The sequence below is a fragment of the Actinomycetota bacterium genome, assembly GCA_035640355.1.
GTDB lineage: Bacteria > Actinomycetota > UBA4738 > UBA4738 > HRBIN12 > CALGFI01.
This window is the reverse complement of sequence record DASQWI010000009.1, coordinates 142,287-163,704: the sequence shown is the minus strand read 5'-3', so window position 1 is coordinate 163,704 and position 21,418 is coordinate 142,287. Positions and strand designations below refer to the sequence as shown.

Genomic DNA, 21,418 nt, shown 5'->3' with positions numbered 1-21,418 from the left:
CAGTTGCTCCGCGTCGCCCGCGTGCTTGCGCCGAATCCGGGGGTTCGTGAGCTCGAAGGAACCAACACGTACGTGGTGGGCGAGACCTCGGCCATCGTCGTCGATCCCGGACCGGACGACGAGAGTCATCTCGAGGAGGTCCGAGGGAGTGCCGCCCGCGTCGGGGCGATCGTGCTCACACACGACCATCCCGATCACGCGCCCGGTGCCGTTCGCCTCGCCGCGCTCACCGGGGCGACGATCCATGCGTTCCGACCGCCCACGGGCGGCTCGCGGCTACGCGACGGCGACGCCGTCTCGTGCGACGGCGTGTCGCTGACTGCTATCGCGACCCCCGGTCACACCCCGGATCACGTCGCGTTCTGGAACGCGACCGTTCGAGCCCTGTTCACCGGCGACGCGGTGCTCGGTCGCGGAACGAGCCTGATCGACCCGCCAGAGGGCGACCTCGTCGCGTATCTGCGTTCCCTCAACCGGATGAAGGAGCTCGATCCGCGGACGATCTATCCGGGACACGGGCCGATCGTGTTCGACCCGGCGCGCAAGCTCGACGAGTACATCGAGCATCGAGCGATGCGCGAGCGCGAGATCCTCGCGGCGCTCGCAGAAGGGGCGCGGTCGGTCAAGGAGCTCGTTCAGACCATCTACAGCGAGTACCCGGCGGACGTCCACGAGCTGGCGGCACGATCGGTGACCGCACACCTGTTGAAGCTTCACGCCGAGGGGCGCGTCGAACGCGTCACGCGCGGCGACGGCACGACGTACCGTTCGATCGAGCCAAGAGCGTGTGCGCGATGCGGTCGTCCGGTTCGCGGCAAGGGCCCCCTGTGCAGTAAGTGCACGGTCGAAGCGCTCCAGGAATCCGGCTGAACGACGAGCGACATCGCCTCGATCAAGTGCCGGCGCGATCGAGCTCCCACACCGAGATGTGCTTCTGGCTCGTCGCCGCGATCGGAGACCGATCCCAGTCGGCCCACCGCTCGCGCAGGCGCATCCCGGCGAGGCGGGCCATGAGGTCGAGCTCGGACGGGTACGCGTAACGGATCCGCACGGGAAACAGCTTGATGCCGTCCCCTCGCACGATGAGGTGGTGCGAATGCGTGCGCTGCGCGAGCGCGTCGTGCTGGGACACCTCGATCTCCACCTCGTCGAGCTCGACGCGTGTCGCCGAGACGCGTTGACCGCGGTCCCATCGCGTCGCATCCGGGACGAACGCCTCCATCGCGAACACCCCGTCGTCCGTGAGGTGCCGCGCGACCGCCCGAAAGCAGGAGATCTGGTCGTCCTGCTCGAGCAGGCCGAAGAACGTGTTGAACACGACGTAGATCAGGTAGAAGCGCTCGGGAACGATGAAATCGCGGAAGTCGCCCATCGTCACGGCGATCTCCGAGCCGCCGGGCTTGGCGCGAAGCCGGGCCACCATCGCCTGTGACGCGTCGATGCCGTGCACACGCACTCCGGTCGCACTGAGCGGGAGCGCCACGCGGCCTGTACCGATCCCGAGCTCGAGTGCCGCGCCGCCTCCAGCAAGCTCCTTCAGAAACGCGACGGTCGTTGGCAGATCACCGCCGAACGCAAGTTCGCCGTACCTGTCGTCGTACGCCTCAGCGATGCGCTCGCCGTAGGTGGATGGGCCGTAGTCGTCCATGCGCAAGCTGACCGTGCGAGGCGCGCGCGTGTCAAGCGAGCCGTCAGGACGATACGGGCTCAGGTTCGGGTTCGAGCGCTTTCGGATCCGGGATGACGACTGTGTGCTCGTACGTTCGAATCAGACCGCGCGCGGTCAGCCCTCGGAGCGTCCGGTTCACCGTCTCACGCGATGCGCCAACCATCCTGCCCAGCTCTTCCTGCGTCAACGGGACGCCGATCGTGACGCCGTTGTCGCCGCGGGTTCCGTGTTCCTCCGCAAGATCGCGCAGACGCCGCGATACCCGCGTCGGGACGTCCTCGACGAGAGCCTGCTCGAGCGCACGGGACGTCCGGTGCAGCCGCGACGCGGCGAGCCGCAACAGTTGCTGTGCGATTGCGGGACGGTGCTCGACGATCTCGCCGAGCAACGGCACGGGGATCGCCACGACGTCGGCCAGCCCGACCGCGCGGGCCTCGACTGGCGAGGGCCGTTCGAGCAGCGCACCCTCGCCGAACATGTCGCCCGTGCCAAGCAGCGCCACAACGACCTCGCGGCCGTCAGCCGTCACGGACGCCAGCCGAACCGCGCCCGCCGTGACCAGGTAGAGCGTCTCGCCGATGTCCCCCTGGCGCGTGATCACGTGGCCGTGTTCCAGGCGCCAGGGACGGCCGGCCCACGAAGCACCGCGAATATCGTCGCGAAACGTCATCGCCGGGACGCTATCCCGTGCCACCGACATTCCAGGGCCCCAGCGTCCGAACGCCTGGTCGCGGTAGGCTCCCGGTCGAGGGGAGGAGGCGAAGTGGGGAGGCGAGAACGCGACGCGCTCGCGCAGGTGCCGCTCTTCGCGGGACTTCCGCCCAGGCACCTGAAGCGCCTCAGTGACCTCACCGAGGAGCGCCGCTTCATGGAGGGCGCGAAGGTCGTCCGGCAGGGCGACTCCGGCGACGCCTTCTTCGTGATCCTGGAAGGCGAGGCGAAGGTCCTCGGACCGAGCGGCCGCGTGCTCAGTCGCCTGTTGCCGGGCGAGTACTTCGGCGAGATCTCCCTCCTCGACGGCGGACCGCGCACGGCGACCGTCGTGGCCGAGACGCACCTGACCACGCTCACGCTCTCACGTAGCTCGTTCCTGAAGACCGTTCGGGGCGAACCCGCGGTCGCAGTTCGGCTCCTGAACCACGCGGCGTCGATGCTTCGCCGTCTCGAACGCCCCGCCGCGGGCTGAGCTTCTCCGTGCGCGCCGAGATCTACCGCCCGGATGAAGTGGACCGCGTGCTTGCCACGGGGCGCTGGTCGCGCGGTGGTGGATCGACGCTCGACGTCGCGGCCACCGACGTCGGGGGGCTCGACGAACTGCTGCGTCGAACGCCGGTCGTGGCTCGAGATCCGTCGCTACTCCCGCAGGGGTCGAGTGGCGAGTCCGTTCTTCAGCCCGACTCGCTCGAGTGGTTCCGCGCGGCGATGATCGCTCGGGTCGAGGCGCTCGGGCTATCCGTGCGGTTCGTCGCTGAGGATGTTCGTAACGGCTGGGATCCAGCAGCGAACTACCGGCGGTTCCGCGAGCAGGCCGAGCGCCTGGCGTCTTCCTAGTCGTCGCTCGCGTTCGCCGCGACCCACGCCGTGCCCGGGTCGCAGAACGTCTGGAAGTCGCACCACCGGCACTGCTCGCCCGGCGTCGGCTCGAACTGCCCTTCGGCGATCCCGCCCAACCACGCGCGCACGCGGTCGCGGACGCCGACGATGTCGTCGACGACGTACGACGCCTCCTCGCCGCTCGACAGGTACAGGTACGTGAGCCGAAGATCTTCCGGGCGCTTGCGCCACACGTCGATGCAGGCGAGGGCGTACACGTCGAGCTGCACACGCGCGAGTGGATCGTCGTCGCGCGGACGCTTGCCCGTCTTGTAGTCGACGACCTCCCACGGCCCGTCGTCGTCCGCGCCGTAGATCGCGTCGATCCGTCCCGCGACGACGAACCCGGTGATCGGGAGCAGGAACGAACGCTCCACGAACCGCGGCACCATCGACGCGAACCTGCTCGACAGGAACGCTCGGCGAAGGTCCTCGATGCGTCCCGGCCGGCCCGCGAGCTCCTCCACGGTCAGGTCGGGGCCGTCATCGTCCTCGAGGAGCGATCCTTGACCGTGCGAGTGGAGTTCGATCCACCGATGGATCTCGCTTCCGATGCGCGCGGCCGGGCCGGCGAACCGAGGGAGCGGCCGAACGCTGCTCCAGTAGTAGCGCTTCGGGCACCGCCCGTAGTCGACGATCCCACCGACCGAGATCGTCGCCGGGAGCGGCCGTTCCACCTGCACGCGGGCCTCCATCTCGACGAGGTGCGATGCGAGGCTACGCCGTTCCGCTGAGAGCTCGGCGAACCGTCCCCGCTCGTCGGGATGGAGCGCGTCGAGCAGCGATGGCGGCACCGAACCGACCTCCGCTGCGTCGATCGCGGCGCGGCGCCATCCATCGGCAAAAAGCGGCTCCGCCGGCTGTGGGCGAGCAGTGCCCGGCCAGTCCCGCACGAACGCCTGCCGATAGCCGGCGAGCGGGTTCTCGTCGTCGACGTGGGGTCCTCGATCCACCGACGCGATCCCCGACAGTTCGCCCCAGTCGCACAGCTCCTCGAGGAAGGCTCCGGGCTCCTTCGGCTTCTGCGTCTCGCCGTACCAGTGCGCGCCGGAAACGAACAGGTTCCGGCGCGCACGCGTCAGCGCGACGTAGCACGTGCGCCGTTCCTCGATCGTCTCTTGCCGGCGCAGCTCTTCCTTGAACTTCGACAGATTGCCGTCGTAGCGCGGCAGGATGATCGAGTCGCCACGGAGCTCGAAGTCGAGCGACCTGGCGCGCTCGGCCGGGTTGTGCTGGATCCGGTCGTTCGGAAGCATTCCCTTCGCCAGTCCCGGCACGAACACCGTGTCGAACTCCAGGCCCTTCGCGACGTGGATCGTCATGACCTTCACCGAGTCGTCGTCCGAGGGCTGAACCGGAGACCACTCCTCTCGCTCACCCGCTTCGACCGTCTCGACGTAGTCGAGGAGGCGTTGCAACGTCAGCTCGCCCTCGAGGGGTGAGAACGCATGCACCTCGTCGAGGAACGCGGCGAGGTTCCGTCTGCGAGACGTCGCCATCGCCACGTCCGGCGACGCGTCGAGCTCCTGGAGCAGGCCGATCCGGCGGATCACCTCGGCGAGGAACTCGCCGACCGGGCGTCGTGCCTCAACCCGGAGCGTCGCCAACTCGTCCCGGAACTCCTCCAACCTGGAACGCCCCTCGTTGGACAGCTCCGTGACCTCGTCCAGGTGATCCAGCGCCTCGGAGACGAGGAACGGGATGTCCTCCGAGAGGTCCTCGTCCTCGTCGCGGAGCTCGTAAGTCTTCCCCTTGGCCCACGCGGCGACGCGGGCCAGGTCTCGAAACCCCACTCGGTACCGAGGTCCGAGCAGGACCCGCCCGAGCGCGACGCTCCCGAGCGGACTGGCCACCGCGCGCGCGTACGCGAGCACCTCGACGACCTCGGGGGTCCGGAGCAGACCCGCGAGCCCCACGATCTCGAACTGCACCCCGGCTTCGGAGAGAACCCGCTGCATCGTGGGGAACAGCCGCGACGAACGACACAGGATCGCGAACTGACGCCACGCAACCCCCGCGTCGTGGAGCTCGAGGATCCGGCCGGCGATCGCGTGCGCCTCCGTCACCTCGTCGCGATGGCGAGTGATCTCGACGCGCCCGTCTCCGTTCTCCGGCCACGGGTCGAGTCGCTTCCCCGGGTCGGGTCGCTGGTGATGCGGAAGCGGCGCGATCAGCGTGTCTGCCGTCTCCAGGATCCGGCGACCGGACCGGAAGTTCGTGTACAGCGGCAGCTTCTCCGCGGGGGCGCCGTCGGCCTTTCGGAAGCGAGTGGGGAACTCGAGCAGGTTGTAGAGGCTGGCACCGCGCCACGCGTAGATGTTCTGGTCGGGGTCACCGACCGCCGTGACCGGGTGCCCCGCCGAGAAGACACCTTCGAGCAGTCGTGCCTGCGCGACATTCGTGTCCTGGTACTCGTCGAGCAGAACGGCCGAGAAGCGCCGCCGGTACTCCTCGCCGACCTCGGGATGGTTCCGGACGACGCCGGCGGCGAGCGCGATCTGGTCTCCGAAATCGATCACGCCGAGCTCCCGCTTCAGTTCCTGGAACCGCTCGACGGCGTTCGCGAGCTCGACGCGTTCCTGCGCCGCCCGGTAGGCGCGATCGGAACGGTGCTGGGACAGTGCTTCGAGCCGTTCCTCGTTGAACTCGACGATCTCGTGGGGCTCGACAAGGTGATTCTGCGCCTGGTCGGCCAGGTCGAGGATGTTGCCGACGATCGTGGGCTGCCACTCGCTCGACAAGTGTTCGAACGGCAATAGATCGAGCACACGCGAGCACAGCTCGACTCGCTGTGCCGGCGTCAGCACGCGCTGGCCCGGCTCGATGCCGTCGAGCATGCCGTAGCGTTCGAGCAGCTGCTGAGCGAACCCGTGGTAGTTGGTGACCTCGGGTTCCTCACCCTCCTCCAGCTGCAGCGTCGAGAGCGCCTTGCGGATCCGGAAGACGAGGTTCTCCGTGGCCTTGTTCGTGAACGTGAGGCACAGCACGTTGCCGGGGAGTGCCCCATCGGTTCCGTCGCTCTCGGCGTACCGGAGCGCGAGCCAGATCACGCGCGCGGCCATCACCGACGTCTTGCCCGAACCGGCGCCGGCAACGACGACGCACGGCTCGAGCGGCCACGAGATGGCGCGCCACTGTTCGTGCGTCGGCTCCGCGCCGATGAACTCGACGATCTCGCGCGGGATCAGGTCGTGTTCCGTGCGTGTCACGTCGTCGCGACTCCTTGCGCGGGAGCGCGTTCCGTTTCGGGAACCGGAAAGACGGGTTGACCTTCCGGGTACAGCGAGCACAGCGACTTGAAGTCGCAGAAGAAGCAGTCGGCCGCGGGGTTCGGACGGTACGTGCCCGAGTCGTCGAGCTCCCGGATGCGGGTGATGAGCTCCGAGAGGCGTTCGCGCATCCGTGCCTGGTACTCGTCTTCGCCTGCCGGCGACACCGGCCACGCGTGCGGCGGTATCTGGCCGCTTCGCCAGTCGCCGCGGAGGAAGGAGAGGTCCACGGCGCGAACGGGCCGGTACCGCTCGAGCTCCGGCGAGAGCATCACGCCGAGGTAATAGATGCCGAGCTGGAGGCTCTCGGCAGCCTTGGGCGCCTTCTCGGGCTTGCCGGTCTTGAAGTCGGTGATGCGGTACCCCTGCTCGTGTGGGCCGATGCGGTCGATCTTGCCCTTCAGGACGGCATCTTCGAACCCGAAGGTGAACTCGACCTCGGTCGCGTCGGCAGCGAGGCGGCCGTAGTTGTCGACCCAGTTCGGCAGCATGCGTTCCACGGCGAGCTTGCGGAACGCCGCGCTCACCGCTTTCGACGGGAACCGGCTCTCGTCCCACCGCCGGTCGAGCTCGGCGACGAGCGCCTCGAGGTTCCGCTCGATCTCCCCCTTCTCGCACTGCTCGATCAGCTGGTGGACGAGCTTGCCTACCCAGGCATGATGTCCGCCACGCCGCGATAGACCGAGCTCTTCGCCCAGGACGAACTGCAGGTCGCAGTTCTCGAGCTTCTCCAGACGGGAGAACGACAGGCGGAGCGTTTCGTGGAGGGGACGGCCGGTATCGGTCCAGTCGCGCTGGAACCACCAGCGAGTCGGGTCCACTCCGAGGGCGAGGAGGCCGTCGAGCGCCGCCAGGCGCTCGATTCCCGGAGCCGTCATGTCCCCGAGCGTTCGGCGCCACACGGCCGTTGCCTCTCGAACCGAGACGGGCTCACGCGCGACGGCCGGCGCCGGCGACCACTCGATGCCCGCTTCCACGACGAAGCGTGACCTCGCACCCTCCTGGCCGGCTGCCGGATCGCTTGCGGTGAGAAGGACACGGCGCCCGGCTCGACCGACGACGGATCGGAACAGCCGGCGTTCGTCGGCGAGGCGGGCGCGCATGCGTTCCGACCTCGTCCACGTCCGTTCGAGCGACGTGAGGTCGAACATCGGCTCGGGTCGAGAGGCGCTCGGGAAGTCGCCCTCGACCGCTCCGACCACGACGACCGTGTCGAACTCCGCCCCGGTCGTTCCGTGCGCGGTGAGCACCTGGACGGCGTCGGCGTGCGGATCGCCGATCCCCGCGAGCCCGGGTCCGCCCTCGCCGGCGTCGAGAAGGTCGACGAACGCCGCGACGGATGCGTCGGCCGACCCACCGATGCGTTCGATCGCCTTGGCGAAGGCGACGACTGCGTCGAGGTGGCGTCGCGCACGGTCGTCGCCGTCGTCGACGAGCCGGCGCGAGTACGGAAGCCGTTCCCACAAGATCCTGAACGCCTCGATCACGGACGAGGCGGCACGTTCGGCATCCGCGAGAACCGACCGTGCGTGCTCGAGATTCGTCCGCTCGGGTTCCTCCAAGGTCGCCGCGAACGAGAGTGCCTCGGCGGGCGGACGTGCCGACGCGCGGGTGGCGCGAAGGACCATTCGGGCCTCAGCGGGTGAGAGCCCTCCGAGCTCCGACGTCAGTACGGGTTCGACCAACACGTCGCGCTCGGCCGGCCGGGCGATCCACCGCAGCGCGAGCGCGAACGGAACCGTCGCGGGCTCCGCGGCAAGGGCAAGTCCGCTCTCGGGGACGTGCCTCGGCACGCCCGCGTCGTCGAGGGCGCGGAGCAGCGCGCCGAGACGCGTGCTCTGACGGCGTACGACGACGCACAGCTCACGCCACGGAACGCCGTCGTCGACGTGGATCCGACGGAGCTCGCGGGCCACCGACTCGTGCTCTTCGGACGTGTGCGCGGCGAACCACGCTTCGCGAACCATGCCGCGACCACGGTGATCGGTCGACAACTCCACGCGGACCGCGTTCGGGAATCGTTCGTGGAATCGCTCGAGCGGCACGACGCTCGTTCCCTGGAACGAGAAGACGTGCGCGCCGGCGTTCCCGGCGACGACGATGCTCGCCGGGCGGAGCGCCACGAGGAGCCGTTCGGCCGCGAACGTCGCGTCCTGGTAGTCATCGACGAGGACGTGGTCGAACAACGAGTCGCCGATCTCGGCCGCGACGGCCGCCTGCTCGACGAGTCCGGCGAAGTCGACGGCCGATTCGACGTCGAGCTGGTGCAGGTAGCGACGAAGAAAGCGCGCGAGCTCCGGCCATCCGCCGAGCGAACGCTCGGCGGCAGCGGCCTCGATCTCGTCCGGACCGAGGAGCGCTTCCTGAGCGCGGAGGACGAACTGGCGAACCTCGTCGGCGAAGCCGCGCAGTTGGAGCAGGCGGCCGTACGCCGGCCACTCGGCGGGGTCCTCACCTGCGAGCAACTCCTGGACCTTCCCGAATTGTTCGGCCGCGGCGAGGATCGTCGGCGGCGTCTCGTATTTGAGGTCCCGGTAGCGCTCGCTCGCGACCTGATAGGCGAGCCCGTGGACGGTGACGACGCGCAGGCTGGGAAGCGATCCCGGTAGTCGTGACAACAGCTCGCGACGGGCTTCGTCTCGCGCGTGGCGGGATCCGACGACGAGCGCGACACGGTCAGGATCCGCGCCGCGCGCGATCAGGTTCAGGAACCGTTCGCGAAGGACCCACGTCTTGCCGCAGCCGAACCCACCTGTGACGAGCAGCGGTCCTGAGGCGTGTTCGAGGACGCACTGCTGCTGGGCATCTGGCGAGTAGGGGGCCATCGCGGCGCGATGGTACCGCCGGTCACCGACAGCCTTTCCGCGATCGGCTGGTATTGGCGAACTACGACGTCGAGCGGGCGTGCGATCGAACCCAGCGGTACACCGCCCCGCCGGTGAGGGAACCGACGAGCGTCCCGTCGCGCAGCACCAGTGCGGAATTCGTCGAGCCGAGGCGTGATGCGGCCTGGTCGAGGCGCTCATCGGGTCCGAGGACTGCGACGTGCTCGAGCGGCACCACGGCATCGCGCGCGGGCCTGAGCGGGTCGACCGAGCCGATCGCGCGCGCCGAATCGAACGAGATGACGCCGATCACTCGTCCACCTACTTCGATGACGGGGAAGACGTCGCCCTCGCGGCCGCGCAGGAACCGATCGAGCGTCTCCGACAGCGTCATGTCCGCAGGAACGGCGGGCGGCGGCGGATCCATCGCGTCGGCGACGGTCGCCGCGGCGAGCCGATCCGCCACCCCGGCCTGCTGCTCCGACGCACGTGCGCCTTGGAAGATGAACAGCCCGATCAGCCCGAGCCAGATCGCGGAGAAGACGTTCTGTCGCGAGATCTCATAGGCCGCGGCGACGAACAAGAGGATTCCGACACCTAGCCCGGCCTTCGCGGCGATGCGCGTGCCGGTCGCTCGGTTCCGCGTGGCGCCCCACACCACGGCCTGCAGGACGCGTCCGCCGTCGAGGGGCAATCCAGGAAGGACGTTGAAGATCGCCATGAACAGGTTGATGTAGCCGACGTACCCGAACATGGTCGAGAGCGGACCGCCCCCGTCGTCGGCACTCGACGCGGCCCAGAACAGACCGCCGAGCGTGAGACTCGTCAGGGGCCCGAGGAGCGCGATCGCGAAAGCTGGGCCGGGGCCGCGCTCCTCCGAACGCGCGGCGGTGAACCCACCGAAGAAAACGAGCGTGATGCCCTCGACGCGGATGCCCGCGAGGCGGGCGGTCACGGCGTGCGCGACCTCGTGCAGGAAGACCGACCCGAAGAACAGCGCCGCCGCGACGAGCGCGTACGCGATCGCCTGACCGTCGCCGAGCCCGGGGTAACTGCGCTCGAATCGGGTCCACAGCGAGTACACGGCGATGACCGCGATCCAGATCCACGACGAGTCCACGTTGACGGGGATGCCGCCGATCGTGGCGATGCGGAACGAACGTCCGAACATCCACCGAGGGTACCCGAGCACGCGCAAACGCTGTGCGACAGTGTCCCGGATGAACGAACGGCGCCGGCGTCGCATCCATCGTATCGGCGCGATCGCGGGCGCCGCGGCGGTCGGCCTGATCGGGGCGTGGATCGGGATGGCGCTCCTGGCGCGAACGACGGTGCCGATGGGACCGTTCCGCGTCGCCCTCGACGGCGGGTTCGGTTTCGGAGTGACGAGACTCGAGCTGCCGCCATTCGGCGCACTGACCGCCGACACACACACATCTCCGATCTCGATCACTGCGACGCTCAGCGATGTCGGCGTCGAGCGCCTCACTCGCGTCGTGAACGACGTGGGCATCGACGGACTCGTCACGCAGATCCAACGCGACGCCCTGGACCGCGTGCAAACGCTCGTGTGGCGCTTGCTTGTGCTGTCTGGGGTCGGAGCGGCCGTCGTAGGTGGCCTCGTGTTCCGCACGAAATGGCGGCTCGTGACGACGGCACTGATCTCGGCAGTGCTCAGTGTGGCGGCGTGCGAGGTACTCCTCCTCGTGACGTTCCGACCCGCGGCGTTCACCGAGCCGACGTACTCGGGAACGCTCGCGCTCGCGCCGCGCCTGATCGGTCCGGTGCGCCAGGCGACCGACAGGATCGAGGACCTTCGTGCCGGGCTCGAGCAGATCGTCGACGGAACAGTTCGGGCCTACTCGACGCTGCAGGAGACGCCCGTCGGCGAGGACGCGATCCGCGTGCTTCACATCTCCGACATCCACGCGTCGCCGCTCGGAATGGACTTCGCGCGCGAGGTCGCCCTCGGGTTCGACGTGGACCTAGTGCTCGACACGGGCGACATCACGTCGTTCGCGACCCCCGTCGAGAACCTCATCGTGTCTCGGATCCCGGAGTTCGGGCGGCCGTACCTGTTCGTTCGCGGGAATCATGACTCGATCGGCCTACAGACGGCGATCGCGCGCCTTCAGAACGCCTTCGTGCTCGACGGGCGCGCCGTGACCATCGAGGGGCTGACGATCTATGGGCTCGGGCACCCGGCGTTCACGCCGGCGCGTGGCATCCCCGTCGACGCCGAGGAGTTTGCGGCGCTCGCGCGATCCGTCGGCCCGCGGATCGCCACGGACGTGGAGGCGGCGACCGACCCGGTAGAGGTCGTCGCCGTCCACGACGACCGGATGGCGGAGACAGTCGCAGGACTCGTCCCGGTGGTCGTCTCAGGGCACTTCCACGAGACGCGCGCTCTCGTCGTGAACGGAACGCTCTATCTGCGCGTCGGGACGACGGGCGCGTCGGGCGCGGGTGTCTTCCGTGACCTCGCCGACGTCCCGTTCAGCGCCGAGGTTCTCTATTTCTCCCGCGGTGTATCGCCCGAGCTCATCGCGTACGACGTCATAGAGCAGGACCCGGAGTCGGCAAGCCTCACCGTGCAGCGGATCACCGTGTCGGAGGAGTACGGCGAGCTCGTGTTGACGCCGACGCCGGCGCCGGTGACCGGCGCGACCGGGGATACCGTGCCGACGGGCGGAACGACCGCGACGACGTCGCCGTCCTAGGCGGCGGCCTAAGAACCGTCCGCTGTTACCCTGGTTCGTAGACCCGGAGGCACTCCGGTCGCGATCGTCCGGCCCGGCCTACCCTCCCTTCCACGCGGGCGCGCCCGCGGGGCCGGGCCGGACCTACTCCTCGAGGTCGAGCAGATCGCCCAGCTGGCGCGCGTTGTTGACCGCGAAGTCGCGGTAGCAGTTGTTCATCAATACGTGCGTCTCGCGCACCTGCCCAGAGACGTCCTTGATCTTCGGGACCCACTCGTTCAACTCGGCCTCCGAGTACTCGTAGCGGAAGCGCTCGGACGCGCTGACGTTCTTCTTGGCCCATGCCTTCCGATCGCGGCCGTGGAATCGGACCATCGCCATGTCATCGGCGGTCGCCGCGGCGATCGGCGGCAGGCTCGAGTCGAACCCCTGCGGCATGTCGACGGAGACGTACGGCAGGTCGTGATCGGAAAGGAAGGACAGCGTCTCGTCGACGTTGCGCTCCTCGAGCCAGGTCTTGTGACGGAATTCGACGGCGATGCGGAACTCCTTCAGGCGCTCGGCGCACTCGAGGATGTAGTCCTTGTTCTTGCGCCCGATCACGAACCATTGCGGGTACTGGAACAGGACCGCGCCGAGCTTGCCCGCGGAGTGGAGTGGCATCAGCGCGTCACGGAACCGCTGCCACACCTCGTCGACGACCGTGTCGGGGAGTTGCTCGCGATAGAGGTTCTTCTTGTCCGCGAGTTCCTCCGGCAGCTCGAGATCCTTATACAGCGAGTCGGGCCTGGTGGGGTGGTTCGTGAGCAGGGAGTACGCCTTGACGTTGAACGTGAAGTCCTTCGGCGTCCGCTCGATCCACAGCACCGAGTTCTTCTCGCTGGGCGGGAAGTAGTAGGTGGAGTCAACCTCCACGATGGGGAACTGCTCGGCATAGTAACGAAGCCGCGCCTCGGCGCTCCTGACTTCGGACGGGTAGAAGTGGCCATCCTTGATCAGGGTTCGGTCCGTCCAACTCGCCGTTCCGATGAGGATCCGACCCATAGGACTGACGTTACTCGTCGCCGACGATGGTCGCGTCGGGCGACGGTTTCCTCCGTAGGACCTTGTTCTTCGTCTGCTCGGCTCGCTGTTTCGCGTAGTTGAGCGCGCGCTGCGCCCAGACGTACTCCGTCGCCAATACGGCTAGCCCGGCGATGATCAGCAGGAGACCTGGACCGGGAAGGACGAGCAACGCGAGGCCGACGGCGAGCAAGAGGAGCCCGACGACGCTGACCGCGATCCGCTTGCCGTTCCGTGCGATGAACCGGATCGTTACGTCGAACGGGAACCACACCCATTGCGCGATCCGCGGCATGGAGCCATGCTACTGGCGAGCTCGTACGAAGTGATGCGGCCGCGCCGAACGGCGCGGCCGCACGACTGCATCAACGCTCAGCGGCGTCAGTCGTCGCCGCCGGAACCAGAGTTGTCATGGTCTCCGTTGCCCGAGCCGGAATCGTCGGCGCCAGCGTCGTCATCGCCGTTTCCACGCCCAGAGTTGTCCACGTCGGCGTCGTCATCGTCGACACTCCCAGGTCCGGAGTTCGCGCTCGGACCGGAGTTGTCGTCGACATCGCCATCGTCATCGGCGTCGTCATCTCCGATGCCATCCACGTCGGCGTCGTCGTCGTTCACGTCGTCGGCGACGACCCCATCCACATCGTCGTCGGCACGATCGTCGTCCGCATCATTCCCTACTCCGGGCGTGATGCCCTCGCACTCGGGGTCGTTGAAGTGCTCAGGTTCGTCGCAGTTCCCCGAGATGTCGAACGGACCGTCGTCCGAGGGCGACGTCGTCGAGGTGGGAGTCGAGCTCAGCGTGGGGCTCGAGCCGCTGGCGAACGCCGTCAGCCCGAGTGCGGCAACGATCACGATCGCGCCAATCACCAACGCGATCCGGAACGCGTTCCTCATCTCTACCTCCTTTGGTCGGTCGTCAGATCGACGTCTCAACGGTAGGAAGCAGAGCGTTACCGGCGGGCCAGAGGAGAGATAAGGAGAGGTGAAGGATTCGGGTTAGTCGTCGTCGCGATCGCTCGAACCACTCGAACCGGAACCGGAACTGCTCGACCCCGAGCCCGAGTTGTCGGATCCGGGTCCGGAGTTGTCGGAGCCGGGACCGGAATTGTCCAAAGCCGAGTCGTCCGACCCCGGGCCCGAGTTGTCGTCGGAACCCGCGCCTGGCCCCGAGTTGTCGTCGTCGCGCTCAGACGGCGTAGGCGTCGGCGTGTCGGGCGTCGGCGAGGGCGACCGGTCAATCCCTTCGTCCGGCGTCGGGGAGAGCGAGAAGAGGGACGGCGTCGCCGGTTCGGAGATTTCTTGTCCCGCGAGCGCGAACGCCCAGGCCATCACTCCGACTGCAACCGCAAATCCGGCGACGGCCCAGGCGACGGACACGAGGATCCGCTTGTTCACGATCCCCACGGTACCGACGCGCTGGATAAGACCAGGTAAAGCGGGTCAGGTCTTCAGCGATCGGAGGCGTACCTCTACGCGCGTGCCCCGGCCGACCTCACTCGTCACCTCGATCGAACCGCCCCACTTCTCCGCTAGATCGCTTGCGATCGCCAGCCCCAGTCCGGAACCGCCGCGCGGAGCGTCTCCCCCTCGGTAGAAACGCTCTGTCACCCGAGCGACGTCTTCCGCGCGGATACCCGGACCCCGGTCCTCGACGGCGACGAACGCGGACGTGTTGTGGTGTCCAGCCTCGATCATCACGTCTCCCGGCGCATATGAGATCGCGTTGTCGAGCAGGTTGTCGAGGATCTGGTCGACATCCGATGGGTTCCCTTCCGCGCTGCCCGCGTTGCCGGTCGCGGCGAGCGTCGCACTCGCTCGCGTCGCCCGTTCCTCCCATCGGGCCACGGCGCGCTCGATCGCGTCGTCCAGGTCGACGCGCGTTGGCCGCCCCTCCTCGACGGCCGCTGCCGTCACCAGGAGTCGCGCGACGATCTTGGAGAGCCGGTCGACCTCGCGTTCTGCCGCTTGAAGTCGCCTCTTGACGGCGTCGTCCTCGGCCTCGGCGATGGCGGACTCGAGACGAAGCTTCATCCCGGTGAGCGGCGTCCTGAGCTGATGCGACGCGTTCGCCACGAACTCGCGCTGCGCGCGAACGGTTCGCTCGAGCCGGTCCGCCATCTCGTCGAAGGCCCGCGCCAACTCTTCGATCTCGCTCGCGCCGCCCGCGAGCTCCGTCCTCGCACTGAGGTCGCCCGATCCAAGCCTCCGAGCGGCTCCCGCGAGCTTGGTCAGCGGTCGTGACAGCGAACCGGCCAGGCCGAACGCGAGGATCAATCCGGCAACCAGGCCAGCGGCGCCGATTGCGAGCAAGCCAAGCGTCGTCCGCCGAACATTGTCGCTCACCTGTTGGACGTCTTGCGTGATCCGCACCGCGCCGACGACCCGCTGCTCGTCCTCGTCGACGACGGGAACGGCAGTAGCCATGATGTCTCGGCCCAGGTCCTGGCTCATCCGGATGATCGACTCCGGCTGCCCGTCGAGCGCTCGAAGAATCTCCGGACGTCCGCGTTCCGCGTACATCTCGCCGACCGCGATGCCATCGGAGTCGCCGCTCACGATGCCGGCGGAGTCGACGACGATCACGCGAACATTGGCCCTGGCCGCAGCGTCGCGCACGAGCTCGGTCATCTCGTCCGTCCGATCGATCCGGCTCGGGTCGATTGCCGCGGCTATGCCTTGCGCGGTGACGAGCGCGTTCGTCTCGAGCTCGGCAGCGGCGCGTCGCTGAAGGTTCACGGTGAGCGGGACTCCGAGGCCGATGATGACGACGATGAGGATGTAGGCGAAGGCGAGGACCAGACGCGTTCGGACCCTCGTGGTTCGTACCTCCTACGAGTCTTCCGGCGACAGGAACCGGAAGCCGACGCCTCGAACCGTAGTGATGTAACGCGGGACCGCCGGATCGTCCTCGATCTTCTTTCGCAGCCACGAGACGTGCACGTCGAGCGTCTTGGTCGGGCCGAACCAGTGGGGGTCCCACACCTCGTCCATGATCTGCTCGCGGCGCAAAACGTGGCCCGCGTTCGCCATCAGCATCTGGAGCAGATCGAACTCCTTCGCGGCGAGCTCGACCGGTTGGCCATCCTTGGTCACCGTTCGAGACGCCGGGTCGAGTCGGATCTCGCCGATCTGGATCGGTGTGCGTGGTTCGGATGACCGGCCGCGGCGCAGGATCGCTCGGATCCGAGCGGTGAGCTCGCGCATGGAGAACGGCTTGACGACGTAATCGTCCGCTCCGAGCTCGAGGCCGACGACGCGATCGATCTCCTCGCCGCGAGCGGTGAGGATGATGATGGGCACGTCCGACTCCCGTCGGATCTCGCGTGCGAGGTCGCGGCCGTCGCCGTCGGGAAGCATGACGTCGAGCAGGATCAGATCGGGGGCGCGTCGCCACCCCTGCCTGGCCGACTCGAGGGTCGCGGCGACCTCCGTGTCGAACCCCTCGCGCCCGAGACCTTCAGCGAGCGGCTCGGATATCGACTTCTCGTCTTCGACGACGAGGATGCGCAGCTTCACGAACCGATGCTATGGCCGTTTTGTCTGTCTTGACCGTCGGTATCAGCCCTCACCATGATTCGCCAGGTTTCCGAGAGGGGGTCTTGCGTGTCTGTTACGACGAGCTCCGCAGGCGCCCGAAAGAGACTTCCCCGCCGATCGCAGAGGCCCAGTCATTCACTGGAGTTGCGTCTTGCGATGCTAGCAGTCACCGCAGTTGATCTTGTCGTTTTGGCCGCCGGATACATATTTGGTCCCGTCGCGGCAGGCATAGTTGCTTTCGCCGGTTACGTCGACGTCCGGGAATTTCGAGGCGAGATCTCTATTGAGCGAGCTTTGTTCAACCGGGCGCAGATTTCGCTCAGTGTCATGGCATCCACAGCTGTTTTCTCATTTGTCAGTCCCGATTTGAATGCGTTGCCCCTCGCGGCCGCGGGAGCATTGCTTGCTGTGGCTGTCGACAGTGTTATCAATTTGGGGCTTGTAACGGCTGTAATGGCACTGAATGATCACGTGACGCCTTCGACGTCACTTTCGAGGCTCCGCCTCGGCCCTGTCATGGCCTATGCAGCGTTTGGCTTTCAGAGTCTCTTGCTTGCCGAGGTGTACATCGCGGTTGGACCGTGGGGCCTGGCCCTGTTTGCCATGCCAATCCTTCTCGCCAGAGAGGCTTTCCAGCAAGGACAGAGTCTGTATAGCGCGGAGAGGAGGCTGGGCATTCAAGGCCGCGCACTTCAGGAAGCGACCGACCGAATCGCTGACGAGAGGCGCGATGAGCGACTTGCCGTCGCGTCAGGCCTACATGACGACGTCCTCCCTCCGCTTTTCAAGGTTCACCTACTAGGTCAAGTCCTTAGGCAAGAGATGTCGACTGGCCAACTTCTTGCGATGGAGGATGACCTCCCCGAATTGCTTCGGGCTACCGATGACGCCAGCAACACAGTGCGATCGGTGATTCGAGACCTTCGTCATTCACCGCTCGGCGCTGGAGGACTTGCTCACACACTTCAGCTGTTGGTGCGCGACTTTGAAGGCAGATCTACCGTTTCGTTTGAGACCGAGATCGAGGAGGTTAGAGGCAAGCCCGTCGTTGAGCTTCTCGTCTACCAAATTGCACGTGAGGCCTTAAGAAACGCGATGAGGTACTCGGGCGCCTCGCGAATCAAGGTCGCGCTACGGCAGGATGGCGACGACATCCGACTGGACGTTGATGACAACGGGTCGGGCTTTTCGCCGCACCTGGTGGACGCAAGTCGGCACTTTGGTCTTGCGTTGATTCGCGAACGCATTGAGCTCGCCGGTGGAGCTCTTCAGGTTGATAGCGCAGTCGGGATGGGGACGCGGATTTCTGTGCGGCTCCCTTCAGCCGATACGAAAACGTAGGCTCCGAGCCAATGCTCGGAGCCTACGGAAGCCCGATTCCTTGCGATCGGGGCTAGAGGCGCATGTGGGCGCCGCCAGCCAGCGCAAGCGCCGCTAGCGAGCCGATCGCGATCGCGAGCCGCTTGATCAGCTTCATCCCCATCCACCCCCTCGCGGAGCCGAGACCCCTGACCTACCCCCAACTCACGGCGCCACCCCGATCGGGGGACGCCGCATGAACTATCGGGGGACCCCATGTGGCCGACAAGCCCTCCGTGCTACCTACAGGATTCGTTGTAGGAATCTGAGCGGCATTCGACCAGGCCAGGTGGTGGTTGCCGGCGCGACAAGAAGGGTCAATATGTGACGGCAGCAAAACGTTCTGTGGGGAGGCGAGGGTTGTCGCAAGCGAGACAAGGGGCGGCCTCCGCTCCGACGGCATGGGGACTTATTGCTTTCTACGTTGGGGTCGTCACTCCGACCGTTGCCTTATTGAGCCTCGCACTCTTGCAGGAGCCGCCAGACCTCAAACCAGACGAGTGGGCGAAGCTGGTCGCCTTAGTCCTCATTGTCGCTCTCGTCGAGTTGATTCCGGTTCCGATGTGGCGCGGAACCCACATAGCCATGGGCTTTCCTCTGTTAATGGTCGTGGCCTTCCTGTTCCACCCTCCAGTCGCAGCAGCTGCAGCATTCATCGCCGCGTCGGATCCGCGAGAGTTGCGCCGCGAAGTCGATTTTCTACATGCGCTGTTCAATCGTTCTCAAGTCGCCCTGGCTGTAGGCGCCGCTAGCCTGACGTTCCATGCACTCATCGCAGACGGCGTGGCGTATTCGAACGCGTTCGCCCTTCTTGGCGCTGCGGGGGTAGCCGCGGTTGCCGACTATGTCGTGAATGCTTCGCTCGTCACACTTGGTGCGAGCTTCCTTTATCGGATGCCTCCGCTGCGAGTAGTTCGAGAGCTGCGCGTAGGGCGTTTGAGCGAATTCGTCATCAGCTACCTATTTCTGTCTGTGTTCGGCGTTATCTTGGCTAGGATTCTTATAGTTGAAGAGATCGTCTTCTGGAGTCTTCCAGCTCTCGTGATCCCTCTGCTTCTCGCGCGGCAGATGTTCTTCCGCAGCAAAGCGCTCGAGGAAGCGCACAAGGAGCTCCAAGACCGAGAACACGTCCTTCGCGCGCTGTCGAACCGGATGGCCGAGGAACGCCAAGACGAGAGGATGCAGATCGCGTCGTACCTACACGACGATCTCGCCCAGCTCCTATTCCGACTATCGATCCAGGTGGACGTGGCGCGGCGTCACGTTTCGAGCGGCAAGATCGACGAGGTCGAGAAGCAGCTCGCAGAAATCAAGGACACCAAGAACCGTACATCCGACCGAATCCGCGCGCTGATTCGAGACCTGCACCGTTCTCCGCTCGGTCGCGCTGGTCTGGCGGAAGCGCTCCGGAGCTTCATCGCGGAGGTGAGTGGCGACAACTCCGACGTTCGGTTCCACGCGGCCGACATCGACGAGGTGGAGCTCCCGGCGCCGATCGCCCTGCTCATGTATCACATCGGACGCGAGGCGGTCATGAACTCGCTGAAACACGCCCATGCCAACAACATGTGGATCACCGTCAGGCAGCACGGAGACGAGGTCGAGATGCTTCTCCGTGACGACGGGGGCGGCTTCGACGTCGACGCTCCTGAACCCGAAGGGCATTTCGGCCTGACGATGATGCGCGAGCGAGCCACCGTCGGTGGTGGAACGTTCGAGATGTCGAGCGCGCCCGGCGAGGGCGCGACCATCAAGGTCCGGTTCCCGACCCTGTGGCTCCAGCCAGACGCTCCACAGGGCCCGGGTGCTCAACCTCAAGATCAACCACCCGCGCCGAGCCGCGACGGTGCCGCCCCCGATACGGTCCCCGCTCCTTCGGGGTCGACGGAGTCCGTCCCCGCATAGCCGCGACAGTCAGCCACGTCACCCCGAGATACACGAACACGTCGCCGATGCTGATGGCCTGACCGATCGGATTCGGTATTCCGATGACGTCCGCCAGGAACGTGAGCACGTCGTCGTCGTCCATCAGGTGATGCTTTTCCAAGCCCTCCTGTTGCAGTTGACCGACGTCGTTCCCGTGCCCCGAGTTGATCAGAGCCGACTCGCTCACCGGCATCCCACCATTGGCGACGATGACCGCGAAGTTCGCGGCGACCCCGATCAGGATGAGCGGCATCCCCGGCACTCGAACGTTTGCGATCGCGAACGCCACGATCAGCGTGTACGAGACGGCGAGGGCTGCAGTCCGCACGACGAGATCGGTTCCGCCATCACCTTCCGGCAATGGCATGAACTGGATGGCCAGGCCGACGACGATCAGTCCCCACCATCGCAATCGGAGGTTCTCGAAGGCGCTCAGGCGCCCGCCAAGGAGGTACCCGAGAACAACTGCCAAGCCGACGACGACGACGAAAAGAATCATCTGTTGAAGGGCTCCCGGAGGGCGGCCGATCGTCGCACGAGCGCGCCCAGCGTGTCCAGCAACCTGCACACCGCTGCTACCGTGGGCCGATGGGCGGATCAAACGACCTCGGGTACTTCGGTCCAGATTCCGTCTCGTGGCAGGTTCACCGTGAGGTCACCGTGCTGTTCGGCGGGGCGCGAGCTCTGCTGATGCAAGCGGCGCACCCGCTGGTCATCGCCGGAGCTCGCGAGTCGCGATTCTATGAACGGAACCCGTGGCGTCGGCTGGAGCGCACGCTGCTGCTCACCTACACGATCACGTTCGGCACGAAGGCCGAAGCCAAGGCCGCCGCCGACGCGATCAACGAGGTTCACTCACGCGTCAAGGGCGTCGACGAGGTCACGGGTCGCCCGTACGACGCCCTCGACCCGCAGCTCCTGATCTATGTCCATGCGTCGCTGGTCGAGAGCGCCTTGCTATACGAACGGCTGACGGTCGGCAGCCTCGACGACGAAGGAAGGCAGCGATTCCACGAAGAGCAGATGTTGGCCGCGGAGATGCTCCTCGTCCCACGCGAGGCGATTCCCCGTACCGTGCCGGAGCTCCGCGAATACCTTCGCGAGGTCGAAGCGTCGGGCACCCTTCGCGTGACCGACGCTGCCGAACGCGTCGCAGCCCTGTTCCACGACCCTCCCAGGGAGGCGGAATGGCGCCCGGTGCTGAGGCTCGTCTCGAGACTCGCGTTCGGCACGCTCCCGCCGACAGTACGCACGATGTACGGGATCGAGCTGACGGTGGCACGCCGCGCGGCGATGCGCGTCGCTTTCCCTGCGATGCGAGCGGTGCGGCCCCTGCTCCCTCCGAAGTTCCGGTACATCGCGCCGTATCAGGAGTGGCTGCTGCGGCGCCGAGGGCTGGAACCGAGCCTCGTAGCTCGTTCACGCGAGCGCGCCGGGATCCGCCTCGACCGGACGAGAAGCCTCCGGGGTTAGGTCTGC

Annotated in this window: 17 protein-coding genes and 1 pseudogene; 7 read left to right on the top strand and 11 right to left on the bottom strand. The window is 66.7% G+C overall.

Annotated elements, in window-relative coordinates; translation table 11 throughout:
* Positions 1-3 precede the first annotated feature (3 nt).
* Positions 4-870, top strand: coding sequence for an MBL fold metallo-hydrolase (locus VFA08_05235; GenBank protein HYZ12994.1), 867 nt, complete (start codon positions 4-6; stop codon positions 868-870).
* Positions 871-892: 22 nt separating this feature from the next.
* On the opposite strand, the gene VFA08_05230 is transcribed toward VFA08_05235, so the two are convergent.
* Positions 893-1,648, bottom strand: a complete 756-nt coding sequence (locus VFA08_05230) for a class I SAM-dependent methyltransferase (GenBank protein HYZ12993.1) — start codon at positions 1,646-1,648, stop codon at positions 893-895.
* A gap of 43 nt (positions 1,649-1,691) precedes the next feature.
* Positions 1,692-2,339, bottom strand: a complete 648-nt coding sequence (locus VFA08_05225; GenBank protein HYZ12992.1) for a Crp/Fnr family transcriptional regulator — start codon at positions 2,337-2,339, stop codon at positions 1,692-1,694.
* Positions 2,340-2,432: 93 nt separating this feature from the next.
* On the opposite strand from VFA08_05225, the gene VFA08_05220 reads away from it, so the two are divergent.
* Together VFA08_05220 and VFA08_05215 are read left to right on the top strand one after the other, a co-directional pair.
* On the top strand, positions 2,433-2,855 hold the full coding sequence (locus VFA08_05220; GenBank protein ID HYZ12991.1) for a cyclic nucleotide-binding domain-containing protein: 423 nt from the start codon (positions 2,433-2,435) through the stop codon (positions 2,853-2,855).
* 8 nt (positions 2,856-2,863) lie between these two features.
* The gene (locus tag VFA08_05215) at positions 2,864-3,220 is read left to right on the top strand and encodes a hypothetical protein (GenBank protein HYZ12990.1); all 357 of its coding nucleotides are present in this window, start codon (positions 2,864-2,866) and stop codon (positions 3,218-3,220) included.
* Here the strand turns inward: VFA08_05215 and VFA08_05210 are convergent.
* From VFA08_05210 to VFA08_05200, 3 genes are all read right to left on the bottom strand, one after another.
* The gene (locus tag VFA08_05210) at positions 3,217-6,471 is read right to left on the bottom strand and encodes an ATP-dependent DNA helicase (GenBank protein HYZ12989.1); all 3,255 of its coding nucleotides are present in this window, start codon (positions 6,469-6,471) and stop codon (positions 3,217-3,219) included. The genes VFA08_05215 and VFA08_05210 overlap by 4 nt on opposite strands.
* Positions 6,468-9,356 (bottom strand): ATP-dependent DNA helicase, encoded by a 2,889-nt coding sequence (locus VFA08_05205; protein ID HYZ12988.1) that lies wholly within the window; start codon positions 9,354-9,356, stop codon positions 6,468-6,470. The genes VFA08_05210 and VFA08_05205 overlap by 4 nt, the downstream gene beginning before the upstream one ends.
* Before the next feature lie 61 nt (positions 9,357-9,417).
* Positions 9,418-10,527 (bottom strand): site-2 protease family protein, encoded by a 1,110-nt coding sequence (locus tag VFA08_05200; GenBank protein ID HYZ12987.1) that lies wholly within the window; start codon positions 10,525-10,527, stop codon positions 9,418-9,420.
* Between the two features lie 49 nt (positions 10,528-10,576).
* Between VFA08_05200 and VFA08_05195 the strand changes: the two genes are divergently transcribed.
* Positions 10,577-12,076, top strand: coding sequence for a metallophosphoesterase family protein (locus VFA08_05195; GenBank protein HYZ12986.1), 1,500 nt, complete (start codon positions 10,577-10,579; stop codon positions 12,074-12,076).
* Positions 12,077-12,199: 123 nt separating this feature from the next.
* On the opposite strand, the gene VFA08_05190 is transcribed toward VFA08_05195, so the two are convergent.
* From VFA08_05190 to VFA08_05170, 5 genes are all read right to left on the bottom strand, one after another.
* Positions 12,200-13,099 (bottom strand): DUF72 domain-containing protein, encoded by a 900-nt coding sequence (locus tag VFA08_05190; protein HYZ12985.1) that lies wholly within the window; start codon positions 13,097-13,099, stop codon positions 12,200-12,202.
* 10 nt (positions 13,100-13,109) lie between these two features.
* Entirely contained in the window at positions 13,110-13,412 is a 303-nt protein-coding gene (locus VFA08_05185) for a PGPGW domain-containing protein (GenBank protein HYZ12984.1), read from the bottom strand.
* Between the two features lie 86 nt (positions 13,413-13,498).
* Positions 13,499-14,011: a hypothetical protein gene (locus VFA08_05180; protein ID HYZ12983.1), complete on the bottom strand. Its 513-nt coding sequence runs from the start codon at positions 14,009-14,011 to the stop codon at positions 13,499-13,501.
* 546 nt (positions 14,012-14,557) lie between these two features.
* Positions 14,558-15,853 carry an ATP-binding protein gene (locus VFA08_05175; protein HYZ12982.1) on the bottom strand — a complete coding sequence of 432 codons (1,296 nt, stop codon included), beginning with the start codon at positions 15,851-15,853 and terminating at the stop codon, positions 14,558-14,560.
* Positions 15,854-15,946: 93 nt separating this feature from the next.
* Entirely contained in the window at positions 15,947-16,627 is a 681-nt protein-coding gene (locus VFA08_05170) for a response regulator transcription factor (protein HYZ12981.1), read from the bottom strand.
* A 183-nt stretch (positions 16,628-16,810) separates the two neighbouring features.
* Between VFA08_05170 and VFA08_05165 the strand changes: the two genes are divergently transcribed.
* On the top strand, positions 16,811-17,995 hold the full coding sequence (locus VFA08_05165; protein HYZ12980.1) for an ATP-binding protein: 1,185 nt from the start codon (positions 16,811-16,813) through the stop codon (positions 17,993-17,995).
* Between the two features lie 579 nt (positions 17,996-18,574).
* A pseudogene (locus tag VFA08_05160) lies at positions 18,575-19,720 on the top strand (histidine kinase).
* A gap of 43 nt (positions 19,721-19,763) precedes the next feature.
* Here the strand turns inward: VFA08_05160 and VFA08_05155 are convergent.
* Positions 19,764-20,438 (bottom strand): DUF5317 domain-containing protein, encoded by a 675-nt coding sequence (locus VFA08_05155; GenBank protein HYZ12979.1) that lies wholly within the window; start codon positions 20,436-20,438, stop codon positions 19,764-19,766.
* 89 nt (positions 20,439-20,527) lie between these two features.
* On the opposite strand from VFA08_05155, the gene VFA08_05150 reads away from it, so the two are divergent.
* Positions 20,528-21,412, top strand: coding sequence for an oxygenase MpaB family protein (locus VFA08_05150; protein ID HYZ12978.1), 885 nt, complete (start codon positions 20,528-20,530; stop codon positions 21,410-21,412).
* Positions 21,413-21,418: the final 6 nt, after the last annotated feature.